The organism is Brevundimonas sp. UBA5713, from assembly GCF_002419815.1.
Lineage (GTDB): Bacteria > Pseudomonadota > Alphaproteobacteria > Caulobacterales > Caulobacteraceae > Brevundimonas.
The window spans coordinates 127,691-145,319 of record NZ_DIGV01000016.1 but is presented as its reverse complement, the minus strand read 5'-3'; the positions used below and the strand labels follow the sequence as shown (position 1 = coordinate 145,319).

General features: G+C 60.5%; 20 protein-coding genes, 1 tRNA gene and 1 pseudogene. 8 read left to right on the top strand and 14 right to left on the bottom strand.

Annotated elements, in window-relative coordinates; translation table 11 throughout:
- Positions 1 to 414: 414 nt before the first annotated feature.
- From B3B04_RS03070 to B3B04_RS03060, 3 genes and pseudogenes are all read right to left on the bottom strand, one after another.
- The gene (locus B3B04_RS03070) at positions 415 to 1,122 is read right to left on the bottom strand and encodes an IS6 family transposase (protein WP_292039740.1); all 708 of its coding nucleotides are present in this window, start codon (positions 1,120 to 1,122) and stop codon (positions 415 to 417) included.
- 67 nt (positions 1,123 to 1,189) lie between these two features.
- Positions 1,190 to 1,585, bottom strand: a complete 396-nt coding sequence (locus B3B04_RS03065; RefSeq protein WP_292039739.1) for a cupin domain-containing protein — start codon at positions 1,583 to 1,585, stop codon at positions 1,190 to 1,192.
- A gap of 338 nt (positions 1,586 to 1,923) precedes the next feature.
- Positions 1,924 to 2,127 (bottom strand): annotated as a pseudogene (locus B3B04_RS03060) (transposase); the annotation flags it as partial.
- 339 nt (positions 2,128 to 2,466) lie between these two features.
- On the opposite strand from B3B04_RS03060, the gene B3B04_RS03055 reads away from it, so the two are divergent.
- The 3 genes from B3B04_RS03055 to B3B04_RS03045 all read left to right on the top strand — a co-directional run bounded on the left by B3B04_RS03055 (position 2,467) and on the right by B3B04_RS03045 (position 3,257).
- The gene (locus tag B3B04_RS03055) at positions 2,467 to 2,703 is read left to right on the top strand and encodes a helix-turn-helix domain-containing protein (RefSeq protein ID WP_292039736.1); all 237 of its coding nucleotides are present in this window, start codon (positions 2,467 to 2,469) and stop codon (positions 2,701 to 2,703) included.
- A gap of 65 nt (positions 2,704 to 2,768) precedes the next feature.
- Positions 2,769 to 3,068, top strand: coding sequence for a DNA-binding protein (locus B3B04_RS03050; RefSeq protein WP_292039734.1), 300 nt, complete (start codon positions 2,769 to 2,771; stop codon positions 3,066 to 3,068).
- Positions 3,069 to 3,077: 9 nt separating this feature from the next.
- Positions 3,078 to 3,257, top strand: a complete 180-nt coding sequence (locus B3B04_RS03045) for a helix-turn-helix domain-containing protein (RefSeq protein ID WP_292039732.1) — start codon at positions 3,078 to 3,080, stop codon at positions 3,255 to 3,257.
- A 21-nt stretch (positions 3,258 to 3,278) separates the two neighbouring features.
- Here B3B04_RS03045 and B3B04_RS03040 read toward each other — a convergent pair whose 3' ends face one another.
- From B3B04_RS03040 to hemC, 5 genes are all read right to left on the bottom strand, one after another.
- Positions 3,279 to 4,055, bottom strand: coding sequence for an SMODS domain-containing nucleotidyltransferase (locus B3B04_RS03040; protein ID WP_292039729.1), 777 nt, complete (start codon positions 4,053 to 4,055; stop codon positions 3,279 to 3,281).
- Positions 4,055 to 4,570, bottom strand: a complete 516-nt coding sequence (locus B3B04_RS03035; protein ID WP_292039728.1) for an SLATT domain-containing protein — start codon at positions 4,568 to 4,570, stop codon at positions 4,055 to 4,057. Before B3B04_RS03035 ends, B3B04_RS03040 begins: the two co-directional genes overlap by 1 nt.
- Before the next feature lie 900 nt (positions 4,571 to 5,470).
- Positions 5,471 to 5,546 (bottom strand) — tRNA-Thr (locus B3B04_RS03030).
- Between the two features lie 47 nt (positions 5,547 to 5,593).
- A complete protein-coding gene (locus B3B04_RS03025; RefSeq protein WP_292039727.1) occupies positions 5,594 to 6,286 on the bottom strand; it encodes a uroporphyrinogen-III synthase in 693 nt (230 codons plus the stop codon).
- Between the two features lie 2 nt (positions 6,287 to 6,288).
- The gene (hemC, locus tag B3B04_RS03020) at positions 6,289 to 7,230 is read right to left on the bottom strand and encodes a hydroxymethylbilane synthase (RefSeq protein WP_292039725.1); all 942 of its coding nucleotides are present in this window, start codon (positions 7,228 to 7,230) and stop codon (positions 6,289 to 6,291) included.
- Positions 7,231 to 7,341: 111 nt separating this feature from the next.
- Here hemC and tsaD point away from each other — a divergent pair, with 111 nt between their 5' ends.
- Genes tsaD through B3B04_RS03005 form a run of 3 tightly spaced genes read left to right on the top strand, consistent with a single transcriptional unit; the run spans position 7,342 to position 9,934 of the window.
- Entirely contained in the window at positions 7,342 to 8,508 is a 1,167-nt protein-coding gene (gene tsaD, locus B3B04_RS03015) for a tRNA (adenosine(37)-N6)-threonylcarbamoyltransferase complex transferase subunit TsaD (RefSeq protein ID WP_292039724.1), read from the top strand.
- 35 nt (positions 8,509 to 8,543) lie between these two features.
- Positions 8,544 to 9,542 (top strand): NAD(P)H-dependent glycerol-3-phosphate dehydrogenase, encoded by a 999-nt coding sequence (locus tag B3B04_RS03010; protein WP_292039722.1) that lies wholly within the window; start codon positions 8,544 to 8,546, stop codon positions 9,540 to 9,542.
- Entirely contained in the window at positions 9,539 to 9,934 is a 396-nt protein-coding gene (locus tag B3B04_RS03005) for a Rieske (2Fe-2S) protein (RefSeq protein ID WP_292039720.1), read from the top strand. Before B3B04_RS03010 ends, B3B04_RS03005 begins: the two co-directional genes overlap by 4 nt.
- Before the next feature lie 151 nt (positions 9,935 to 10,085).
- Here B3B04_RS03005 and B3B04_RS03000 read toward each other — a convergent pair whose 3' ends face one another.
- From B3B04_RS03000 to B3B04_RS02980, 5 genes are all read right to left on the bottom strand, one after another.
- Positions 10,086 to 10,559, bottom strand: coding sequence for a phasin family protein (locus B3B04_RS03000; RefSeq protein WP_292039719.1), 474 nt, complete (start codon positions 10,557 to 10,559; stop codon positions 10,086 to 10,088).
- The gene (locus tag B3B04_RS02995) at positions 10,559 to 11,338 is read right to left on the bottom strand and encodes a creatininase family protein (protein ID WP_292039718.1); all 780 of its coding nucleotides are present in this window, start codon (positions 11,336 to 11,338) and stop codon (positions 10,559 to 10,561) included. The genes B3B04_RS03000 and B3B04_RS02995 overlap by 1 nt, the downstream gene beginning before the upstream one ends.
- Positions 11,339 to 11,422: 84 nt before the next feature.
- Positions 11,423 to 12,031 carry a TetR/AcrR family transcriptional regulator gene (locus B3B04_RS02990; RefSeq protein ID WP_292039716.1) on the bottom strand — a complete coding sequence of 203 codons (609 nt, stop codon included), beginning with the start codon at positions 12,029 to 12,031 and terminating at the stop codon, positions 11,423 to 11,425.
- Positions 12,032 to 13,627, bottom strand: a complete 1,596-nt coding sequence (locus B3B04_RS02985; protein WP_292039714.1) for a DHA2 family efflux MFS transporter permease subunit — start codon at positions 13,625 to 13,627, stop codon at positions 12,032 to 12,034.
- On the bottom strand, positions 13,624 to 14,670 hold the full coding sequence (locus B3B04_RS02980; RefSeq protein ID WP_292039712.1) for an HlyD family secretion protein: 1,047 nt from the start codon (positions 14,668 to 14,670) through the stop codon (positions 13,624 to 13,626). The genes B3B04_RS02985 and B3B04_RS02980 overlap by 4 nt, the downstream gene beginning before the upstream one ends.
- A 147-nt stretch (positions 14,671 to 14,817) precedes the next feature.
- Here B3B04_RS02980 and nth point away from each other — a divergent pair, with 147 nt between their 5' ends.
- Entirely contained in the window at positions 14,818 to 15,573 is a 756-nt protein-coding gene (gene nth / locus B3B04_RS02975; protein WP_292039711.1) for an endonuclease III, read from the top strand.
- Here nth and B3B04_RS02970 read toward each other — a convergent pair.
- A complete protein-coding gene (locus B3B04_RS02970) occupies positions 15,557 to 16,453 on the bottom strand; it encodes an ATP-grasp domain-containing protein (protein WP_292039710.1) in 897 nt (298 codons plus the stop codon). The genes nth and B3B04_RS02970 overlap by 17 nt on opposite strands.
- Before the next feature lie 88 nt (positions 16,454 to 16,541).
- Between B3B04_RS02970 and B3B04_RS02965 the strand changes: the two genes are divergently transcribed.
- Positions 16,542 to 17,552: an adenosine kinase gene (locus B3B04_RS02965; protein ID WP_292039708.1), complete on the top strand. Its 1,011-nt coding sequence runs from the start codon at positions 16,542 to 16,544 to the stop codon at positions 17,550 to 17,552.
- Positions 17,553 to 17,629 lie beyond the last annotated feature (77 nt).

Below are 17,629 nucleotides of genomic sequence, written 5' to 3'. Positions count from 1 at the left end.
TAAGTCGAAGTCGGGTCACGCAACTCTCGCCGCAAAAGGGGGAAAGGGGAGGGGGTGAGGTGGTGTTCGACTTATGTATATCGTCGATATATATGACTCGCCGTAAAGCTTAATTCGTGGTTCTATGATGACGTTAGGTCAACGTACTGACCTAATGTAGCCCGACAGGGTGTTACGAGCGCCCCCCGAACGACCCCGTGACTTTCCTGTCGGGCACTTCTTATGTGGTGGTTACTGTGCTGACGGAACGCTCGGAGAGATGGCTGTAGCCGCCTCTGAAAGTCGTTCCGTCAAACGCTTTGAACGAGACATACCCGATAGAGGCATGGTACCGCTGTGGGTGACGTTGAAGGGTGCTGTCAGTCCAACGCCAACTTGTCTCCAGTTGACGCATTTGGGGCAGGGGCGTGTAGGCTATCCGGCAAGTGTCTTCCACTCGGCAAAGGCAGCCGATCGCCGGGCTTTGAAGTCGTCTCGGCTGATGAGGTGGCGGTCCTGGTTGAAGTGGTTGTGGAAGGCGGCGTGGACGGAGCTGAACTTCTGCAAGGTCTTCATCTGGCGGAAGCGGAGCATGGCGCGTTCTCGCCGTCGGAACGGCAGATGTGAGTTCTCACACCGGTTGTTGGCCCAACGGCCGATATGCTGCTTCTCCCCATTGCCGAGGTCGTTCATCGCGGCGCGATACGAGCGGAGGCCGTCGGTGACGATGGCCTTGGGGCGGCCGTGGCGCTTCATGGCTTTCTTGATGAAATTCAGTGCTGCGGCCTTGTCCCGGGTCTTGGTGACAAAGGATTCCAGCACCTCGCCCTCATGATCGACGGCGCGCCAGAGGTAATGCATTTCGCCGTTGATCTTCGCGTAGACCTCGTCCAGATGCCAGCGCCAGTGAGTGTAGGCGCGCATGTGATCGACCCGCTTCCTGCGGATCTCGGCGGCGAACATCGGGCCGAATCGGTTCCACCAAAGCCGCACCGTCTCATGGCAGATGTCGATGCCGCGCTCGGCCAGAAGGTCCTCGACGTTCCGCAGAGACAGCGGGTATTTCACGTACATCAGCACCACGAGGCGGATCACCTCGGGCGAGCTGTCAAACCAGCGGAACGGATTGGTCGATTTGGCCATGCCGCGAGGCTAGGCGCGAGGCTCGCGATCGGCAATCAAGTTTGGGCTGACAGAGCCCCGCCGCCGCCTATTCCGTCGTCGTCCCGTCGAAATGCTCTTCGGTTGCCTCGGCTTCAGCCTTCGTGGCGCGCACGATCCCGTCCTTGTGATCCGGCGGACCGTAGACGGTGTAGAGCTTCAGCTTCTTGTCGCCCGTGTTGATGACGTTGTGGCGGGCGCCCGCTGGGACGATGATCGCGTCATCGGCTTTGATCTTCGTCCGCTGACCATCGATGCAGACTTCGCCCTCGCCCTTCTCGATGCGGAAAAACTGGTCGTGGTCGTCGTGGACTTCCTCGCCGATTTCCTCGCCGGGCCGCAGTGCCATCAGCACCAACTGAAGGTGCTTGCCGGTGTATAGCACCCGGCGGAAGTCCTTGTTCTCGACCGTCAGCCGGTCGATGTCATCGACGAAGCCCTTCATCGCGCTCTCCTATAATGCGTCACGGCAACGCTACCATTATAATGCGTCACGGCAACGCTATCATTCCAGACGGTCGGCGACCATTGATCCGCGTCAATGTGAACCACCCTCTATAGAGCTTGGCTCCTGTCTCTGCCCTGCCCTCCCGTCGGGAGGGACATTCACACGGGCACGGCTCTGAAGATCTTGGGCTTGAGCGGGCTGATTTGGCTGGCCTTTCAGCCAAAGAGATCAGACGACACGGACGAACCATGAGGTCGTAAGCGATCTGCCGCGCGATGCTGGTAGCACGAGGGACGGGCCGTGATCAGATCATCGCGTCAGATGTGAGCGCCTTGTCGGTTTGCCTTGGCGTTCTCGTCTTCCAGCGCCTTCAGCCGCCGGGCCTCAGACACATCCATGCCGCCGAACTTGGCCTTCCACTTGTAGAAGGTCGGCGAGCTCAGTCCGTGCTTCCTGCACAGATCCGTCACCGGAACACCGGCCTCCTGCTCGCGCAGGATCCCGATGATCTGCTCTTCCGTAAACCGTGATCGCTTCATTCTGTCCGTCCTTTCGAGGGGCGGACTCTAGCTATTCCTGGAGGAGTTTCAGGGGGTCACGTCACCGACCACGACGTAGAAGGCTGCAATGGCGGCAAGCACCATGCGTTTGGTGTTGGTATTCATCTGGTGTTTTCTCATTGATATTGAGTGAGATGCGCCAGGATTTGCACATCATATAAGATGCCGAGTTTTGCGCTCGGCTTTACTCAGGCTGTGATCTTGATTGGTGCGTTCATACGCCGAGCGACAGCTGCCTCCCCCCAACCACGAATAACCCAATCTGGGATATCCCGATTTAGGATTTAGCGAAAGAGCCTCACCTCGGAGGGGCGCTCTTTGCCGTCATCGATATTCACGGACCGGCATCAGGCGTTCATCAGCTTCCTTGCCGCCACTCGAAAAGAGGCTGGCCTTACGCAAGTTGAGCTGGCGACGCGGCTGGGTAAGCCGCAAAGCTACGTTTCAAAGGTGGAGAGGGGCGAGCGCCGGATAGACGTGATCGAGTTCTGCCAGATCGCAGAGGCATTGGGACGTGATCCATCAAAGCTGCTTCAGGGCTTTATTGATTTATAGCAGTGGCTTCCCAAGGCACCATATGTCTGAATAGCGGCATACTGTTTAGCTGTGAGGGGCACCCTATGAAACTTACCGGATATCAAGCCCGCGCTGCTCGTGCGCTGGTGCAGTGGCCGCGTGAACATGTGGCGCGTAAAGCCGCTGTAGAGTTGGAAGCACTGGCGGCATTCGAGCGTGAGAATGTCGATCCCGGTGAGGAAGCCCGCGAACGTATCCAGTCCACGCTGGAAGAAGGTGGTGCAGTGTTCTTGACCGAAGCTGACGGTGGCATCGGTGTGCGTCTTAAGTTCACTAGACAGGAAGTTCGATCCATACGGCGTATGGAGAACGAGGGCGGTCCCGTCGGAGATGATGACGTCTAACATTCGAGGGTGGCTAAAGGCCTGACCCAAGAAGAACTGTCAGCACTATGTGACTTTGATCAGCGCTACATCAGCCAAGTCGAGACGGGGCAGCGCAATCTGACCGTGTTGAGCCTTTATGAACTGGCTCAAGAGCTTGGTACGTCACCCGTTGCTCTTATCACCCCTGTTGAAGGGGAGACAAAATAAGTTTGAATACTGGGCTGCTCCCTACTCAGGAATAAGCTTCTTGATTTCGCTTTCTGCCGAGTATGGATAACCGTCTGCTTCTAACTTCCTTGTGTCAGCGACGATGTTTTTCGCGCGTTGGAGGCGATCCTTTCGCCATTGGGCGGCGTAGAACGGTAGGCTAAGTTTGTCGATTATTGAGAAGAGATAATCACGTTGATTGTAACAACCTAAAAACCACTGGTCGGTGATCCATGTTTCAAGTTCGTAAGAGTCGTAGACGTAGCCTGCCTTAGCATTCCAAAACTTGATGAGCCTGATGGCGGGCTTGAGGTGATAACCCTCGGCTGCGTGCTTGGCAGAGAGCTTAGCATTGAAGTCATTGGGGTTAGTAGATTGCCAAGTATTTGTGTTATTCGGGATTTTATAGGCACTTCCCCAAGCTTCTTTTAACGCAGGAACTAACTCGAATTTGATGTGGTTTAGTTCGAGTACAATGGTCGGATTTGATTGCCGAATTTCCGATGTTGAGTACTTGGTGTCTACGAACCGACGCAGGCGATCAAGATAGGTTTGAGGCATGTAGCCACTTTCGGCGAACACCACCATGAAGTCGATGTCGGATAGCTCGTCCATCTTGCGCGGTAGGATAGTGTCTCGAGTATAAGAACCGAACGTGAAGCGTTCCGAGACCGATGTGCCAAAATAGCTATTTAAGCGTGAGATCAGCGTGCTAATCGAGGTTGCGATTGATGATTTTTCGAAAGTCGAGAGTACGGCATCGCTAGAGCGCGTTTGTAGGTAAGTCAGAACGGACATTATGATCTTCTATCAATTGCGTGGAGGGCTTCTCCCGCATCAATGCCCTTCTTTGCTTTCTTAAAATCGCTGTTCCCGAATTGCATGCTGGCCATATTCAGCTCACGGCGCCTTTTCGAGAATTCGTCTAAGCCGTCGATGGCAGCCTGATCGTCGCATATGTGGTCTAGCCGGACTTCACGAAACACACGGGCGTCATTGCGTAGACCTAAATATTGGTCTCCAGAAGCCTTGTGAGCGGCGGCGCGCTCTGAGGGCTTTAGAAACGTTTGTAGCGCCGTAAGAATGGCAACGGCTGCGGCAAACCAACCTGCAACCTCTGGAATATCGTTGAAAAAGGCCGTGCTGGCTAGGGCACTAAGAATTACGGCAGGGATGCCGAAGCCCATGTGATAACAGTTCCAGCGATCGGCAGCGTTGAAATGCGCTTTACCAGAGTGAGTGCAATCTTCTTCGATCCGTAACAACTCAGAACAGATCTTGGCTTTCATAGAAGCATCAGTTGTATCGACCATTACCTGTCCCCCAATCACATCGATGCGTCTGTGGCGTATTAAACAAGCTCTCAGCACAAAGGATATAGGCATTGTCTTGTTGTGAGAAATGGTCGTCGCACTGAATATATCCGCTCAAACGCGCTCCCACTAGGAACCCACGATGAACCCTTGCCAAAGGCAAGTTAGCCTTAGGCGAAGTTCATATACTGTCTGGAAGGGTGGTGCCGCTTACGTGACGCTGATTCAGGTTCCAGCGCTGCTCGATGGTATGAGTAAGAGAACAGACATAGATCAAAATCTGCGTTGCGTGTGATCAACAGGCTCACATTCACCTGTAAAGGGTGATCTGCCCCGCAATTCTAGTACCCCCGTCAGACGATCGATACGTAAGCTCTGTCGAGTGACCGGCCCAAGAGCAACCTTTCCTGTAATAAGGTCGTCTGTAACTACTAATTCAGTTATCGGTCTCCACCCGTCCTCGCTTCTTGACCTAAAGGGCCAATCGGGAAGCATTGAGGAGGGAGTTCTTATACGTGCCGAGCTTCCATCTATCGATACTCCCACACGCTCGTTGATCCTCGCTGTTCCTTGCGATGTAACAGAATTCGATGGATCACCGTAATTATTGCCGCTTGTTGTGACAGATGTAGGCACAGTGGCTGTGCCACGACAAACCAGTTCTAATCGGGTGTCAGTTGGATTGGTTAGAAGAAGCGTTGCAATGATAGCTAGCATTGATTTGTAGCCCCTCCTTTGATGAGGGATTATTAAATATCAGCGATACGCACGGTGTCTAGCCGCTCCCCTCGAATAAGAAGTTATAGCGCTAAAGCCCAAAGCTCTCCCACTAGGAACCCACGACGGACCCTAGCCAAAGGCACGTTACCCTTAGGCGAAGTTCATACATTGTTGGAAGGGTGGTGCCGCTTACGTGACTCGAACACGTGACCCCCGCATTACGAATGCGGTGCTCTACCAGCTGAGCTAAAGCGGCCCTGATCCGCGTCGGCGAATGCCTGACGGGGCGGAGAGGCGGGTTTCTTATACGGGAGTTGGCGACTTGCCAAGCGCTGTCAGCACACCTTCTTCATCTGGCGTGTGGGAGATGCGAATTTCTTTGAAGGGAAGGCCGTTGAGAGGCCTTGCGGCGGCTGCTGAAATGGTGATGGTGGTCAGGGTCCGGGCCCGATCGGGCGTTAAACGCTCGGAGAGGATTCGCGCAGCGCGAGGTGAGTGCAGCAGGACGGCGTCGATGTCGTGAGGAATCCGGGCGTCGGTCGGCAGGGTCTCATAGACCGGTAGGCGGATGACGGTGCGGTCTGGCAGGAGCGCGGGCAGGTCACCGGCGGGCTCGGCGGCACCGGGCGCGAAGACGATGCCCATCGGGGCTTTGGCTGCGATCAGGGTCGCGAGGGCGTGGATGTCGCCCTGTGCCGACAAGACATTTGCAAAACCGGCCGCCGCAGTGGCCTTGGCGGTCGTGTCACCCACGGCATAGGCGGGCAGGTGGGTGAAACGACCCCAGTCGCTTACAGCGTCCAGCGTATTGGGGCTGGTCAGGGCGAGGCAAGCGATTTGATCGGGCAGGGGCGCGTGCAGCATCGCATCGGCGATGGGCCGTACCTCAAGTAGCGGTGCCACCACGGCGTGCCAGCCCAGTGCTGACACGCGCGCGGCAGTGTGATCGGCCCCGGGGCGCGTGCGGGTAATCCAGACGCGTCGGGGCGTGGTCATGCTTAGATCTCGATCCGCTGGTCGCCGGCGGCGGCCTTGACCTTTTCGCCCAGTTCGCGGCCCAGCGCATAGACCTCGTCTTGAGAGGCATTGGCCGAGATAATGCCGCGCTCGGTCCAGCGGCTAGCACCGTCCGGCGACAGCATTTCAGTGCCGATGTGCAGGGTTTCGCCCTCGATATGGGCAAAGGCCCCGATGGCCGTGCGGCAGGAACCTTCCAGTGCCAGCATGGCACCGCGCTCGGCTGCGACGGTCAGGGCCGTGGGGGCGTGGCTCAGCGCGCGCGCCCAGTCGCTGTCTACGTCGCCTTCACGGGTCTGGAGGGCGAGGGCGCCCTGACCGGGGGCGGGCAGGAAGGCGTCCAGCGGCAGGCGTTCGGTAATCACGTCTGACAGGCCGAGACGGTTCAGTCCCGAACAGGCCAGCAGGATGGCGTCAAAGTCACCGTCGCGCAGGCGGCGCAGGCGGGTGTCGACATTGCCACGCAGCATTTCGATTTGCAGATCGGGGCGTAGAGACAGCAACTGGGCCTGACGGCGCAGCGAGGCTGTGCCTATCTTGGCACCTTCGGGCAGTTCGGCAAAAGCTTCATGGTTCACGCAGATAAAGGCATCGCGCGGATCTTCACGCTCGGGGATGGCAGCGATGGCCAAACCGGCGGGCTGTTCGGCCGGCACATCCTTCATGGAATGGACCGCCACATCCACGCGACCGTCCAGCAGGGCCTCTTCGATCTCCTTGGTGAACAGGGACTTGCCGCCCACTTCCAGCAGGCGACGGTCCTGAATGCGGTCGCCGGTGGTGACGATCTCCACCAAAGGTATGGCTTGCTCGATCTCGGCTTCGGGCACACCCAGAGCACGGCCGATCGCCCGTTGCATCATGCCCGATTGGGCCAGAGCAAGCTTGGAACGGCGGGTGCCGATGCGGAGAAGCGGAGTCATATGAGCGCGCCAGACATTGCGAAATGGAAGGGGGGTCGCTACCTCGACCCGATGCATACCGGCGCGAACTATATCAGCCAGCCAAGCGGAGCAAATCCGCAGGATGGGACCATGGTCGAAAACTTGGCCGAGAGTCTCGTGGTTTTGGGTCTGGAGACCAGCTGCGACGAGACCGCGGCCTCGGTCGTGCGCCTTGGTCCTGACGGCGCGACGGTCCTGTCCAGCGTCATACACAGCCAGATCGACGAGCATGCCGCCTATGGCGGGGTGGTGCCTGAAATCGCGGCCCGCAGCCACGTCGAAATGATCGATACCGTGACCCGTCAGGCCATGGAGCAGTCTGGTCTGGGGTGGGACGATTTGTCCGCCGTGGCGGCGACGGCCGGCCCCGGACTGGTTGGCGGGGTGATGGTGGGACTGTCCTATGGCAAGGCGGTGGCGCTGGCGCGTGATCTGCCGCTGTTGGCGGTGAACCATCTGGAAGGCCATGCGGTCTCGGCGCGTTTGGGGGCAGAGACGGCCTATCCTTTCCTGCTGCTGCTGGTTTCGGGCGGTCACTGCCAACTGCTGGAAGTGCGCGGCATCGGTGACATGAGCCGTCTGGGTACCACGATTGATGACGCGGCGGGCGAGGCCTTTGACAAGATCGCCAAGGCCATGGGTCTGGGCTATCCCGGTGGGCCTGCGCTGGAGAAGCTCGCGGCTAAGGGCGATGGATCGCGCTTTGACCTGCCGCGCGCCCTGCTGGGCCGCAAGGACTGCGACTTTTCCTTCTCGGGATTGAAGACGGCGGCGTCGCGACTGGCGGCGACCTGCGAGACCGAGCAGGACAAGGCCGATCTGGCCGATGCGGTCCAAAAGGCGATCGCGCGGCAGCTGAAAGAACGCACCGAGCGGGCGATGAAGGCCTATCTGGAAAGCCATCCGGAGCTGGTGCCGTACGACCCATCCTCCCTCAAGCAGCCGAGCCCCGCGGGCGAGAAGGTAGGGACCAAACAAAGACTATTTGTGGTCGCGGGCGGTGTGGCGGCCAACAAGACCATTCGCCAGACGTTGACCGATCTGGCGACCAAATACGGTTTCGGCTTCTTTGCGCCGCCTTTGGCTTTCTGCACTGACAATGCGGCCATGATCGCCTTGGCGGGGGCCGAGCGGCTGGAAAAAGGCTGGGTGTCGGACCTCGACGCGGTGGCTCGCCCGCGATGGCCTCTGGACGAGGCGCGCGCAATGGGTGACCCTGTGCACAAGAAACAAGGGCGCAAAGGCGCCAAGGCGTGAACCCCTGCGGGGACTTCACCGCCACCGGAGTGACTATGGAATTCAAAACGGCAGGGGTTATCGGTGCGGGGGCCTGGGGCACCGCACTGGCACAGAGCGCTGCAGCCGCAGGCCTTAAGGTCACGCTTCAGGCACGCGAGCCGGAGGTGGTCGAATCCATCCGCGAACGCCGCATAAACGAAGCCTTCCTTCCGGGCGTGGAACTGGATGCCTCGATCACGGTGACGCCGGATCTGGCCGATCTGGCGGGTTGCGACATCATTCTGGCCGTGCCGCCTGCCCAGCATATGCGTGCGACGCTGGGCGCCTTTGCACCCTATGCCCGTGAGGGCCTGCCAATTGTGCTGTGCTCCAAGGGGATCGAGCGCGGCTCGCTGAAGCTGATGGCCGAGGTGCTGGAAGAGACCATTCCCCACGCCATTACCGCCGTCCTGTCGGGCCCCAGCTTTGCGGGCGAAGTGGCGCGTGGCCTGCCCAGCGCGGTAACGCTGGCCTGCGCCGATATCGATATGGCCGAAAAACTGGCGGGCGCTTTGTCCGGTCCCGTGTTCCGTCCCTATTATGCGGAGGACATCATCGGGGCCGAGACGGGCGGAGCGCTGAAGAATGTGCTGGCCATCGCCTGCGGCATTGTCGAAGGCCGCGAAATGGGCCGCAGCGCCCACGCCGCCGTTATCACCCGTGGTTTTGCCGAAATCGTGCGCGTGACCGAGGCTCTAGGCGGCAAGGCCGAGACGGTGACCGGCCTGTGCGGTCTGGGCGATCTGGTTCTGACCTGCTCCAGCCCACAGTCGCGCAATATGAGCCTCGGTTTGGCTCTGGGACAGGGCCAGACGGTGGAGCAGGCGCTGGCGGGCAAGCGCTCGGTGGCCGAGGGCTATGAGAGCGCCCCGGCGGTGCGTGAGCTGTCGCGCAAACTGGGTGTGGACACGCCGATCATCGAGGCTGTCGCCGCTGTTCTGGCCGGTGAAACCACTGTGGATTCAGCCATCGAAAACTTGCTGAGCCGCCCGATCAAACCCGAGCGCGAATGACCGAAGCCGCCAATCCTACGCCCGAGGCGCAGCCGGAGCGCAAGCGCGTCTGGAAAACGCCGGCCAATGTCGCGCTGTGTCTGGAAACGGATCTGGCCGATCCCGGCTCGCGCGGCTTTGTGCTGCAAATAGGCGATGCCTTCTTCCACGGCTTTGTGGTGAAGAAGGACGGTGCCGTCGCGGGCTGGGTCGACCGCTGCCCGCATGCAGGCTTTCCCATTGCCATGGAGCTGGACCGCTATCTGTCCAGCGACGGCTCTTTGATCCTGTGCGGCTGGCACGGGGCGGTGTTCGAGCCGCTGACAGGAGCCTGCATCGGTGGTCCGTGCGCAGGCGGCAAGCTGACCCCTTGGTCGGTGCAGGTCGTGAACGGCGTGGTTCGGACGGCCTGACACGCCCTCAAGTAGCCCGAAGGGCGTTAGGGCAGGTAAAACAGCGCTCAAGTAGCCCGCAGGGCGTTAGGGCGGCTAACACAGCCCTCAAGTAGCCCGAGGGGCGATAGGGCAGGTAAAACCCCCTCAAGTAGCCCGAAGGGCGTTAGGCCTACTTAAGACGCTCGGCGTTTTGGGTCACGGCGGCGTGGACAGGAGCGATGATGTCGGCCTGTGCCTTCAGGCTCTGGCTCCACAGCTCGATGCTGTCGATCATGGCCTGTCCCCAAAACTGGGCGATCTGTTCGGTTTGCAGGGCCAGACGGCTGGCCTCGCTGGGTTCGCGCGATAGGGCATCCAGATTGGACTGGACGGTCTCGCTGTTGCGGCGGGCGATCTCCAGACAGGAGTCGCTCAGGTTCAGGGCGGCTTCGCCTGCAGCGTGGGCCGAGGCGCTGAACGCCTCGACCTTTTCGCTGCCCATCAGGCCGATTTCGCTGTGGTTCGCCCCCAGAGGGTCGACCGCAGCACCGGCCAGCATCTCCAGCCGTTTTTGCAATACAACCGCAGACGCCTCGGCCATTTCCTGGCCAAGGCGCACATTGTTTTCGGCATCACGCAGTACGGTACGGAGAGCTTTATCCATCAGGCGACCGGCAGAACTTCCGTGGCGAAGGCGTTGATGTCGGCGATCAGGGCGGGAATGGCCTTGTCGATGATCTGCTGACCCTTTTCAGGCGAGGCCTGCGCCGGATCCGAGCCGATACGGCCATCGGGGAAGCGGGCGCGATAGTCGTTGGCATCGCGGATCGGGCCGTTCGGAGCAATCTTCGGCTCATAGGTCGCGGTTTTCACGCGGTCCGGATAGGCGGCGTAGGTGACGGCGATTTCCGACGGCGTGGCGTGCGAGCCATGGCCGGTCGGGAACATGTCCTCGCAGAATTTTTGCACGCCCGGCAGGTCCCACCAGTTACGCAGCTTCAGCACGAAGGGCGGACGCTCGGCCCACGGCTCGGGCGTGAAGGACCACTCGGCATAGATTTCGGCAAAGGCGGCTTCGATGGTGGCGACATTGCCGCCGTGGCCGTTGAGGAAATAGATGCGCTCGAAGCCGTGGCGGGCCAGCGATGACACCCAGTCGGCAATCGCACCCATAAAGGTGGACGGGCGCAGGGTGATGGTGCCGGGGAAGGCGAGGTGGTGCTGGGCCATGCCGATATTGAAGGTCGGAGCCACCAGAATGGTCTCGTCGTTCTTTTCAGCGGCGTGAGCGATGATCTCGGGGCACATCCAGTCGGTGCCCAGCAGGCCGGTCGGGCCGTGTTGCTCGTTCGAACCGATAGGGACGATAACCGTCTTGGCCAGAACGTGGCCCGACTTCAGATGGGCATCGATTTCAGGCCAGGACGAGAATTGGATCAGCATATTGGGGCTCCACAAGGCCACACAGGCGGCCTCGAAAGGTTAGACCCTTCCCGTTTAGGCTGATCTTGGGATTAAGGCCAATGTCTAGAGGCCCGAAGGCCGGGCGTAGGCCATAACAAACCGGTGGGCGGCCTCGCGGGCATGGGCATTGAGGTCGCGGCCCGCCAAGGGGGGCATGTTCAGAACCAGACGCAGATAGGCATGGCCCTGCACCATGCCTATAAAAATCTCGGCCGCCTGCTGCGCATCTTCGATGTTCAGAACGCCGCGTTGATTCTGGATTTGGAGCCAGGCGGCCAACCGGTCCAGGCTTCTTCCCGGTCCTGCCTCGTAAACGGCGTTGGCCAGTTCGCTGTCTTCGCGCGAAACCAGCGCCAGTGCCCTAAGATGGTCTGTGCTTTGAGGAAGGTTGATCCTGTCCAGCAAGGCCTCGGCGACAGATGTCAGGGCGGTCACGGCATCAAGATCTGCATTCAGCGGCGCGGTGATGGCCATGGAGCGCATGGTCAGCAAAGCCCGCGCCAGATCGGATTTGGACGGATAGCGGTTGTACAGGGTTTGTTTCGAAACGCCGGCTTCACGCGCGATTTCGGCCATCGACGCCTTTGGTCCTTTTCGAGCGAAAAGGTCGATGGCGGCACGAAGAATGTCTTCGCTTTTCTGCTCGTCGATCTGGCCTAGGGCGCGGGGCATCTAATGCACCTCGGATGAGGGGGGTGATCCTCCCGGCTTGGCCGGGCGCGAGAACAGGGTGACGAAGGCGGCGAGCGCACAGGCACTGGCCAGCAGGGCAAAGGCATCGCCAAAAGCCAGCGTGGTGGCCTTCTTCTGCAGCATGCCATAGACCGCCTTTACGGCGGACCCGTGCGGGTCGACCGATCCGGCAAAACGCACACTCAGCGCCTCGATCATCTGTCGAACCTGCACATGGGTCTGATCTATGCGGCTGGTCAATTCGACCATGTGTCGCGCCGTGTTCTCGGTCAGGCTGGTGTTGAGGAAGGCCAGACCAAAGGCCCCGCCCACATTACGCGACAGGTTCACAAGGCCAGATGCATTCTTGACCATGTGCGGGGGCAGGGTGGTCATGGTCACCTGCTGCGAGGCGATCATGGCCAGCATGACGCCTGCACCGCGCATGGCCTGTACGCCGGCAAAATCCCAGAAGGCCCAGTCCTCTGTGACCAGACGGGCATCCCACATGCCCCATGAGGCCATGACGAAGCCGATGAACATCAGGATGCGGGCATCGACCTTGCGCACCAGCCGTCCGGCAATCGGCCCCATGGCGAACATGGACAGGCCCGACACCACCATGGTGGTGCCCACTTCGGCGGCCGAATATTCGCGCACCCGACCCAGAAATAGCGGGATCAGGAAGGAGCCGCCGAACAGGGCCGCGCCGACAATAAAGGTCATGATGACACCGACCACAAAGTTGCGGTTGGCAAAGGCCCGCAGCTCGACAATCGGATTTTTTGAGGTCAGCGAGCGCCAGATGAAGGCGGGCCCTGCCAAAGACGCGACGACCGTCAGCAACAGGATCATGTCATCGGCAAACCAGTCGTCCTTGGCACCTTCCTCCAGCACGAACTGCAGGCTCATCAGGAAGCTGGCCATCAGGATCAGGCCCAGCCAGTCGAACCCCTTGGCCAGAGACGGATCACCCTTGTCGAAATTGGCGTAGCGACCGACCAGAAACAGCACGATCATGCCGGGGAACACGTTGATGAAGAACAGCCAGCGCCAGCTGAGCCACTCCGTCAAATGCCCGCCCAGTGTCGGCCCGACGGTGGGAGCCAAGGTGACGATCAGGCCCATGATCACGCTGGCCGTCACGCGTCGTTCGGGTGGAAAGGCCGTAAAAGCGACGGCGAAGACGGTCGGGATCATGGCCCCGCCGACAAAGCCCTGAATGGCACGGAAAAAGATCATCATCTCGATGGATGTCGACATTCCGACCAGAATGCTGGTGATCAGAAACCCGATGCAGGAGGCCATGAAAACCTTTTGCGTGCCCCATAGCCGCGACAGGAAGCCCGACAGCGGGATCATGACCACCTCGGGGATCAGATAGGCCGTCTGGATCCAGCTGATCTCGTCAGCCGAGGCTCCGACACCCGCCTGAATCTGGGGCAGGGAGGCAGCGACGATCTGGATGTCCAGAATGGCCATGAACTGGCCAATGACCATGCCGGAAAAGCCCAGCATCAGGGCCTTCCAGTTAATCTCCGGTGCATCGCCCGTGGTGGTGGGCGCTGTCCCTGCGGCGGGGGCGGCGGCGGTCATGACCGATCCGCAGGCGTGCTCTTGAGATCGACCGTCACATGGACCGACAGGCCGGGACGAAGATTCAGGCTGGGCGCGTTTTCAACCGCAATGCGCACGGGCACGCGCTGGGTCACCTTGGTGAAATTGCCGGTGGCGTTTTCAACCGGAATAAGCGCGAACTCGGAACCGGTGGCGGGGGCAAAACTGTCGATGCGACCGGTAATCTTCAGATCAGGGAAGGCGTCGGCCTTGATGCTGACGCTCTGGCCCAGCTGCATGCGCGCCAGCTGGGTCTCCTTGAAGTTGGCAACCACATAGACGTCCTGCACCGGCACCAGGGTCATCATCTGGCTGCCGGCCTGCACGACCTGACCGGGGCGGACGCCGCGCGCGCCGACCGTACCGGCGATGGGGGCGCGGATGACCGTACGCTCCAGCGTCAGGCGGGCTTTTTCCACGGCGGCTTCGGCTTTTTGAACGGCGGCGGATGACTGGGCCCGCGATGACGTCAGAACGCCGAGCGTCCGCTGTTCCGCAGTCAGGGCCGCTTGGGCCTGACGGACGCTGGATCGGGCTGTGTCGGCCTGCGCGTGTTCGGCATCGATGCGCTGACCCGAGACCCAGCCCTGTTGGGCCAGACGATCGTAACGCTCGACCTGTTTCTGGGCCAGATTGGCTTGGGTGCGCGATTGTTCGACCGAGGCGGCGCGGGCGGCGATAGCGGCGCGCTGCTGCTCCACTTGTGCATCCACATTTCCAACGGCGGCACGCAGGGCAGCCAGATCGGCCTCGGCTTCGGCCAGCGCGGCGCGGGCGTCGGAATCGTCCAGACGCACCAAAATGTCTCCGGCCTCGACGTGCTGGTTATCGCGCACCAGCACCTCGACCACCTGACCGCTGATGCGCGGGGAGACCATGACCGAATCCGCCTCGACAAAGGCGTTGTCGGTCTTTTCCCAGCGCTGCTTGCCGACCCACCAGACCGTTCCCCCGATAATGAGGGCAAGGCCGACGACGACAGCAATGATCAGGGGCAGGCGTTTACGTGCAACTGAGGCCATGAGGAGGATCCGCGACAATTTGTCATCGAAAAATGGACCCATACGTCTAAAAATCAATAGACTTGTGCAGGTCACGCCTGAAACGGCGATCACTCTGTCTTTCAGGCAGGGCTTGCCTTGGCCCGAAATCGAAGCCAAGGCAGGGCCATGACCGACAGCAAACGTCCAGCCTCGCGTGTGGCCCGTGCCGCTCTGACGCCGACCACGCCTGTGCGCAAATCGCGACAACCCAAGAAGGCACCTGTCGGTGTGATCGTGCGCTGGCCGCCGAGCAGAACCAAGGTGGAGACGGTGTTTGAGCGCCTGTCGGCCATCATGCCCGAGCCCAAGACCGAGCTGGACTTTGTGAACCCCTATACGCTGGTGGTGGCGGTGGCCCTGTCGGCACAGGCGACCGACGTGGGGGTCAATAAGGCGACCAAGGCCCTGTTTGCCGTGGCCGATACGCCCGAAAAAATGCTGGCCTTGGGCGAGGAGGGGCTGATCCCCTACATCGCCTCCATCGGCCTTTATCGTACCAAGGCCAAGAATGTGATCGCGGCGGCCCGTATGCTGGTGAACCAGCACAGGGGCGAGGTACCCCTGAACCGCAAGGATCTACAGGCGCTGCCGGGCGTGGGTCGCAAGACCGCCAGTGTGGTTTTGAACGAACTGGGCATCGAGCCGGCCATTGCTGTCGACACCCATGTGTTCCGCGTCTCGCACCGGCTGGGGTTGGCCAATGGATCCACGCCGGACAAGGTGGAGGACCAACTGCATCAGGTGGTGCCTAGGAAATGGCTGGCCAAGGCCCATCACTGGCTGATCCTGCACGGGCGCTACACCTGTCTGGCCCAAAGGCCCAAATGCAGCGCCTGCGTGCTGGCGGACATTTGCCCTTCGCGGGCTAGCTTCGCCGGTTGATCCGCGCCTGTACGGCGGCGGCAAAGCGCGCTCCGGCTGCGGGATCGGCCGACAGGTAGAAATCAGGCTCCACCAGTTCGGCCTCCATCAACACCCAATCGCCTTCGGCGGTGCGGGTCATGTCGATGCGCGCATAGAGCAGGTCGTCATCGAACTGACCCAATACCTGTTCGGCCAGTGCCAGCGCGCCCTTGGGCGCTTGCGGCAGGGCCTGGTAGCGACCGCCATATTGAGACTGGATGCGGAACTCGCCCTCGCTGCCGGGGCGCTTGTTCACCACATGGCTGAGCGCGCCGCCAAAGAACAGAAGGGAAGTCTCGCCCTCGGTCTCGATGGACGGCAGATAGGCTTGGATCATCGCCGCGCCTTGCGGGGCGTCACTCAAGGCCGCGTTCAGATCATCACAGCGTTGCAGGCGCAGTGTGCGCCATGCCCCCGCCGATATGGTGGGTTTGACGATCACGGTGTCGGTGCCCAGACGATCAAACGCCTCGGCCAGATCATTGTGGGTCACCTGCTCGACAAACAGGGTTTCGGCCATGGGCACGCCCGCCTCGGCCAGTCCTTTCAAATAGGCCTTGTCGGAGTTCCATTTCAGCGTCTCGGCCGGATTGGCGACAGGCAGGCCCTTTGCGGCCCACAGGTCCAGCGCCGCCTGCCATGCCTCGTAATCTGTGTAGTATCCCCACACCAACAGCGGCAAAATCAGGTCATAGGATTCCAGCCCCTCGACCGAGGTCACATAGTCGGTCCATGGCGAGGCGGCGACCTGAAAGCCCGCGGGTTGCAGGGCTTCTTTCAGTCTTTCCAGTACCATAGGCCATTGCGACGCATAGGACGGATCATCGGGGGCGGGAGTCAGTACAAGAAGCTGGGCCATGGCCGCTTTATGATCTGGTGTTCAGGGAATTGAAAATTTCATTTTGCGCCTGTGGCGTGCCGCGAAACGTGCCGCTAAGGGACGTTCCATGACCCAATCTTCTTCTTCCGCCCGTTTCGACGTTCTGGCCGTCGGCAATGCCATTGTCGATGTGCTGGCACCGTGTGACGAGGCCTTCCTGACCCAGCGCGGTCTTGTCTCCGGCTCGATGCAGCTGGTGGACGAAGACCAGAGCGCAGCCCTGTATGCCGATATGGCACCGGGCGTCGAAGCCTCGGGCGGATCGGCCGGCAATACGGTGGCTGGCGTCGCCTCCTATGGTGGTCGCGCGGCCTATATCGGCAAAATCGCCAAGGACCAGTTGGGCGAGGTGTTCGCTCACGACATCCGCGCCGGCGGTGTGCATTTCGACACGCCGGAACTGGAGGGCGGTGCCGGTACCGGCCGTTGCCTGATCAACGTCACCGACGATGGCCAGCGCACCATGTGCACCTATCTGGGTGCCGCCAATCAGCTGACCGTAGACGATATCGACGCCGCCCTGATCGGTGACAGCGCTATTGTCTATCTGGAAGGCTATCTGTTCGATCCGGCTCCGGCCCGCGCGGCTTTCGAAGCTGCTGCCGCTGCCGCGCACAAGGCGGGCCGCAAGGTAGCCATCACCCTGTCGGACAGCTTTGTGGTGCACCGCTGGCGCGCCGAACTGCTGGACTTTATCAAGTCGTCTGCCGACATCGTTCTGGCTAATGAGGCTGAACTGGCCGCGCTGTTCGAAACCGAAGACTTTAACGCCGGTGCCGACCAACTGGCCGCCATCGTCGACATCGCCGCCGTGACCTGCGGTGAAAAGGGCTCGGTCGTCATTGCTGGCGAGCAGCGCGTCTCGATCCAGACCTATCCGGTTGAAAAGGTACTGGACACCACCGGTGCCGGTGACCAGTACGCCGCCGGTTTCCTGCTGGGTCTGGCCCGTGGTCTGTCGCTGGAAGACGCAGGCAAGCTGGGCTCTCTGGCTGCTTCCGAAGTGATTGCCCACTGGGGACCGCGCCCTCAGGTCAGGCTGTCCGATCTGGCCACGGAAAAGGGCCTGACGCTTTAAGATTTGAAAAGGCGGGTGTGATGAAACGCCCGCCTTTTTTGCGTCCTCTTGCTGTCTGGCTCAGGTCCGCGTAATCG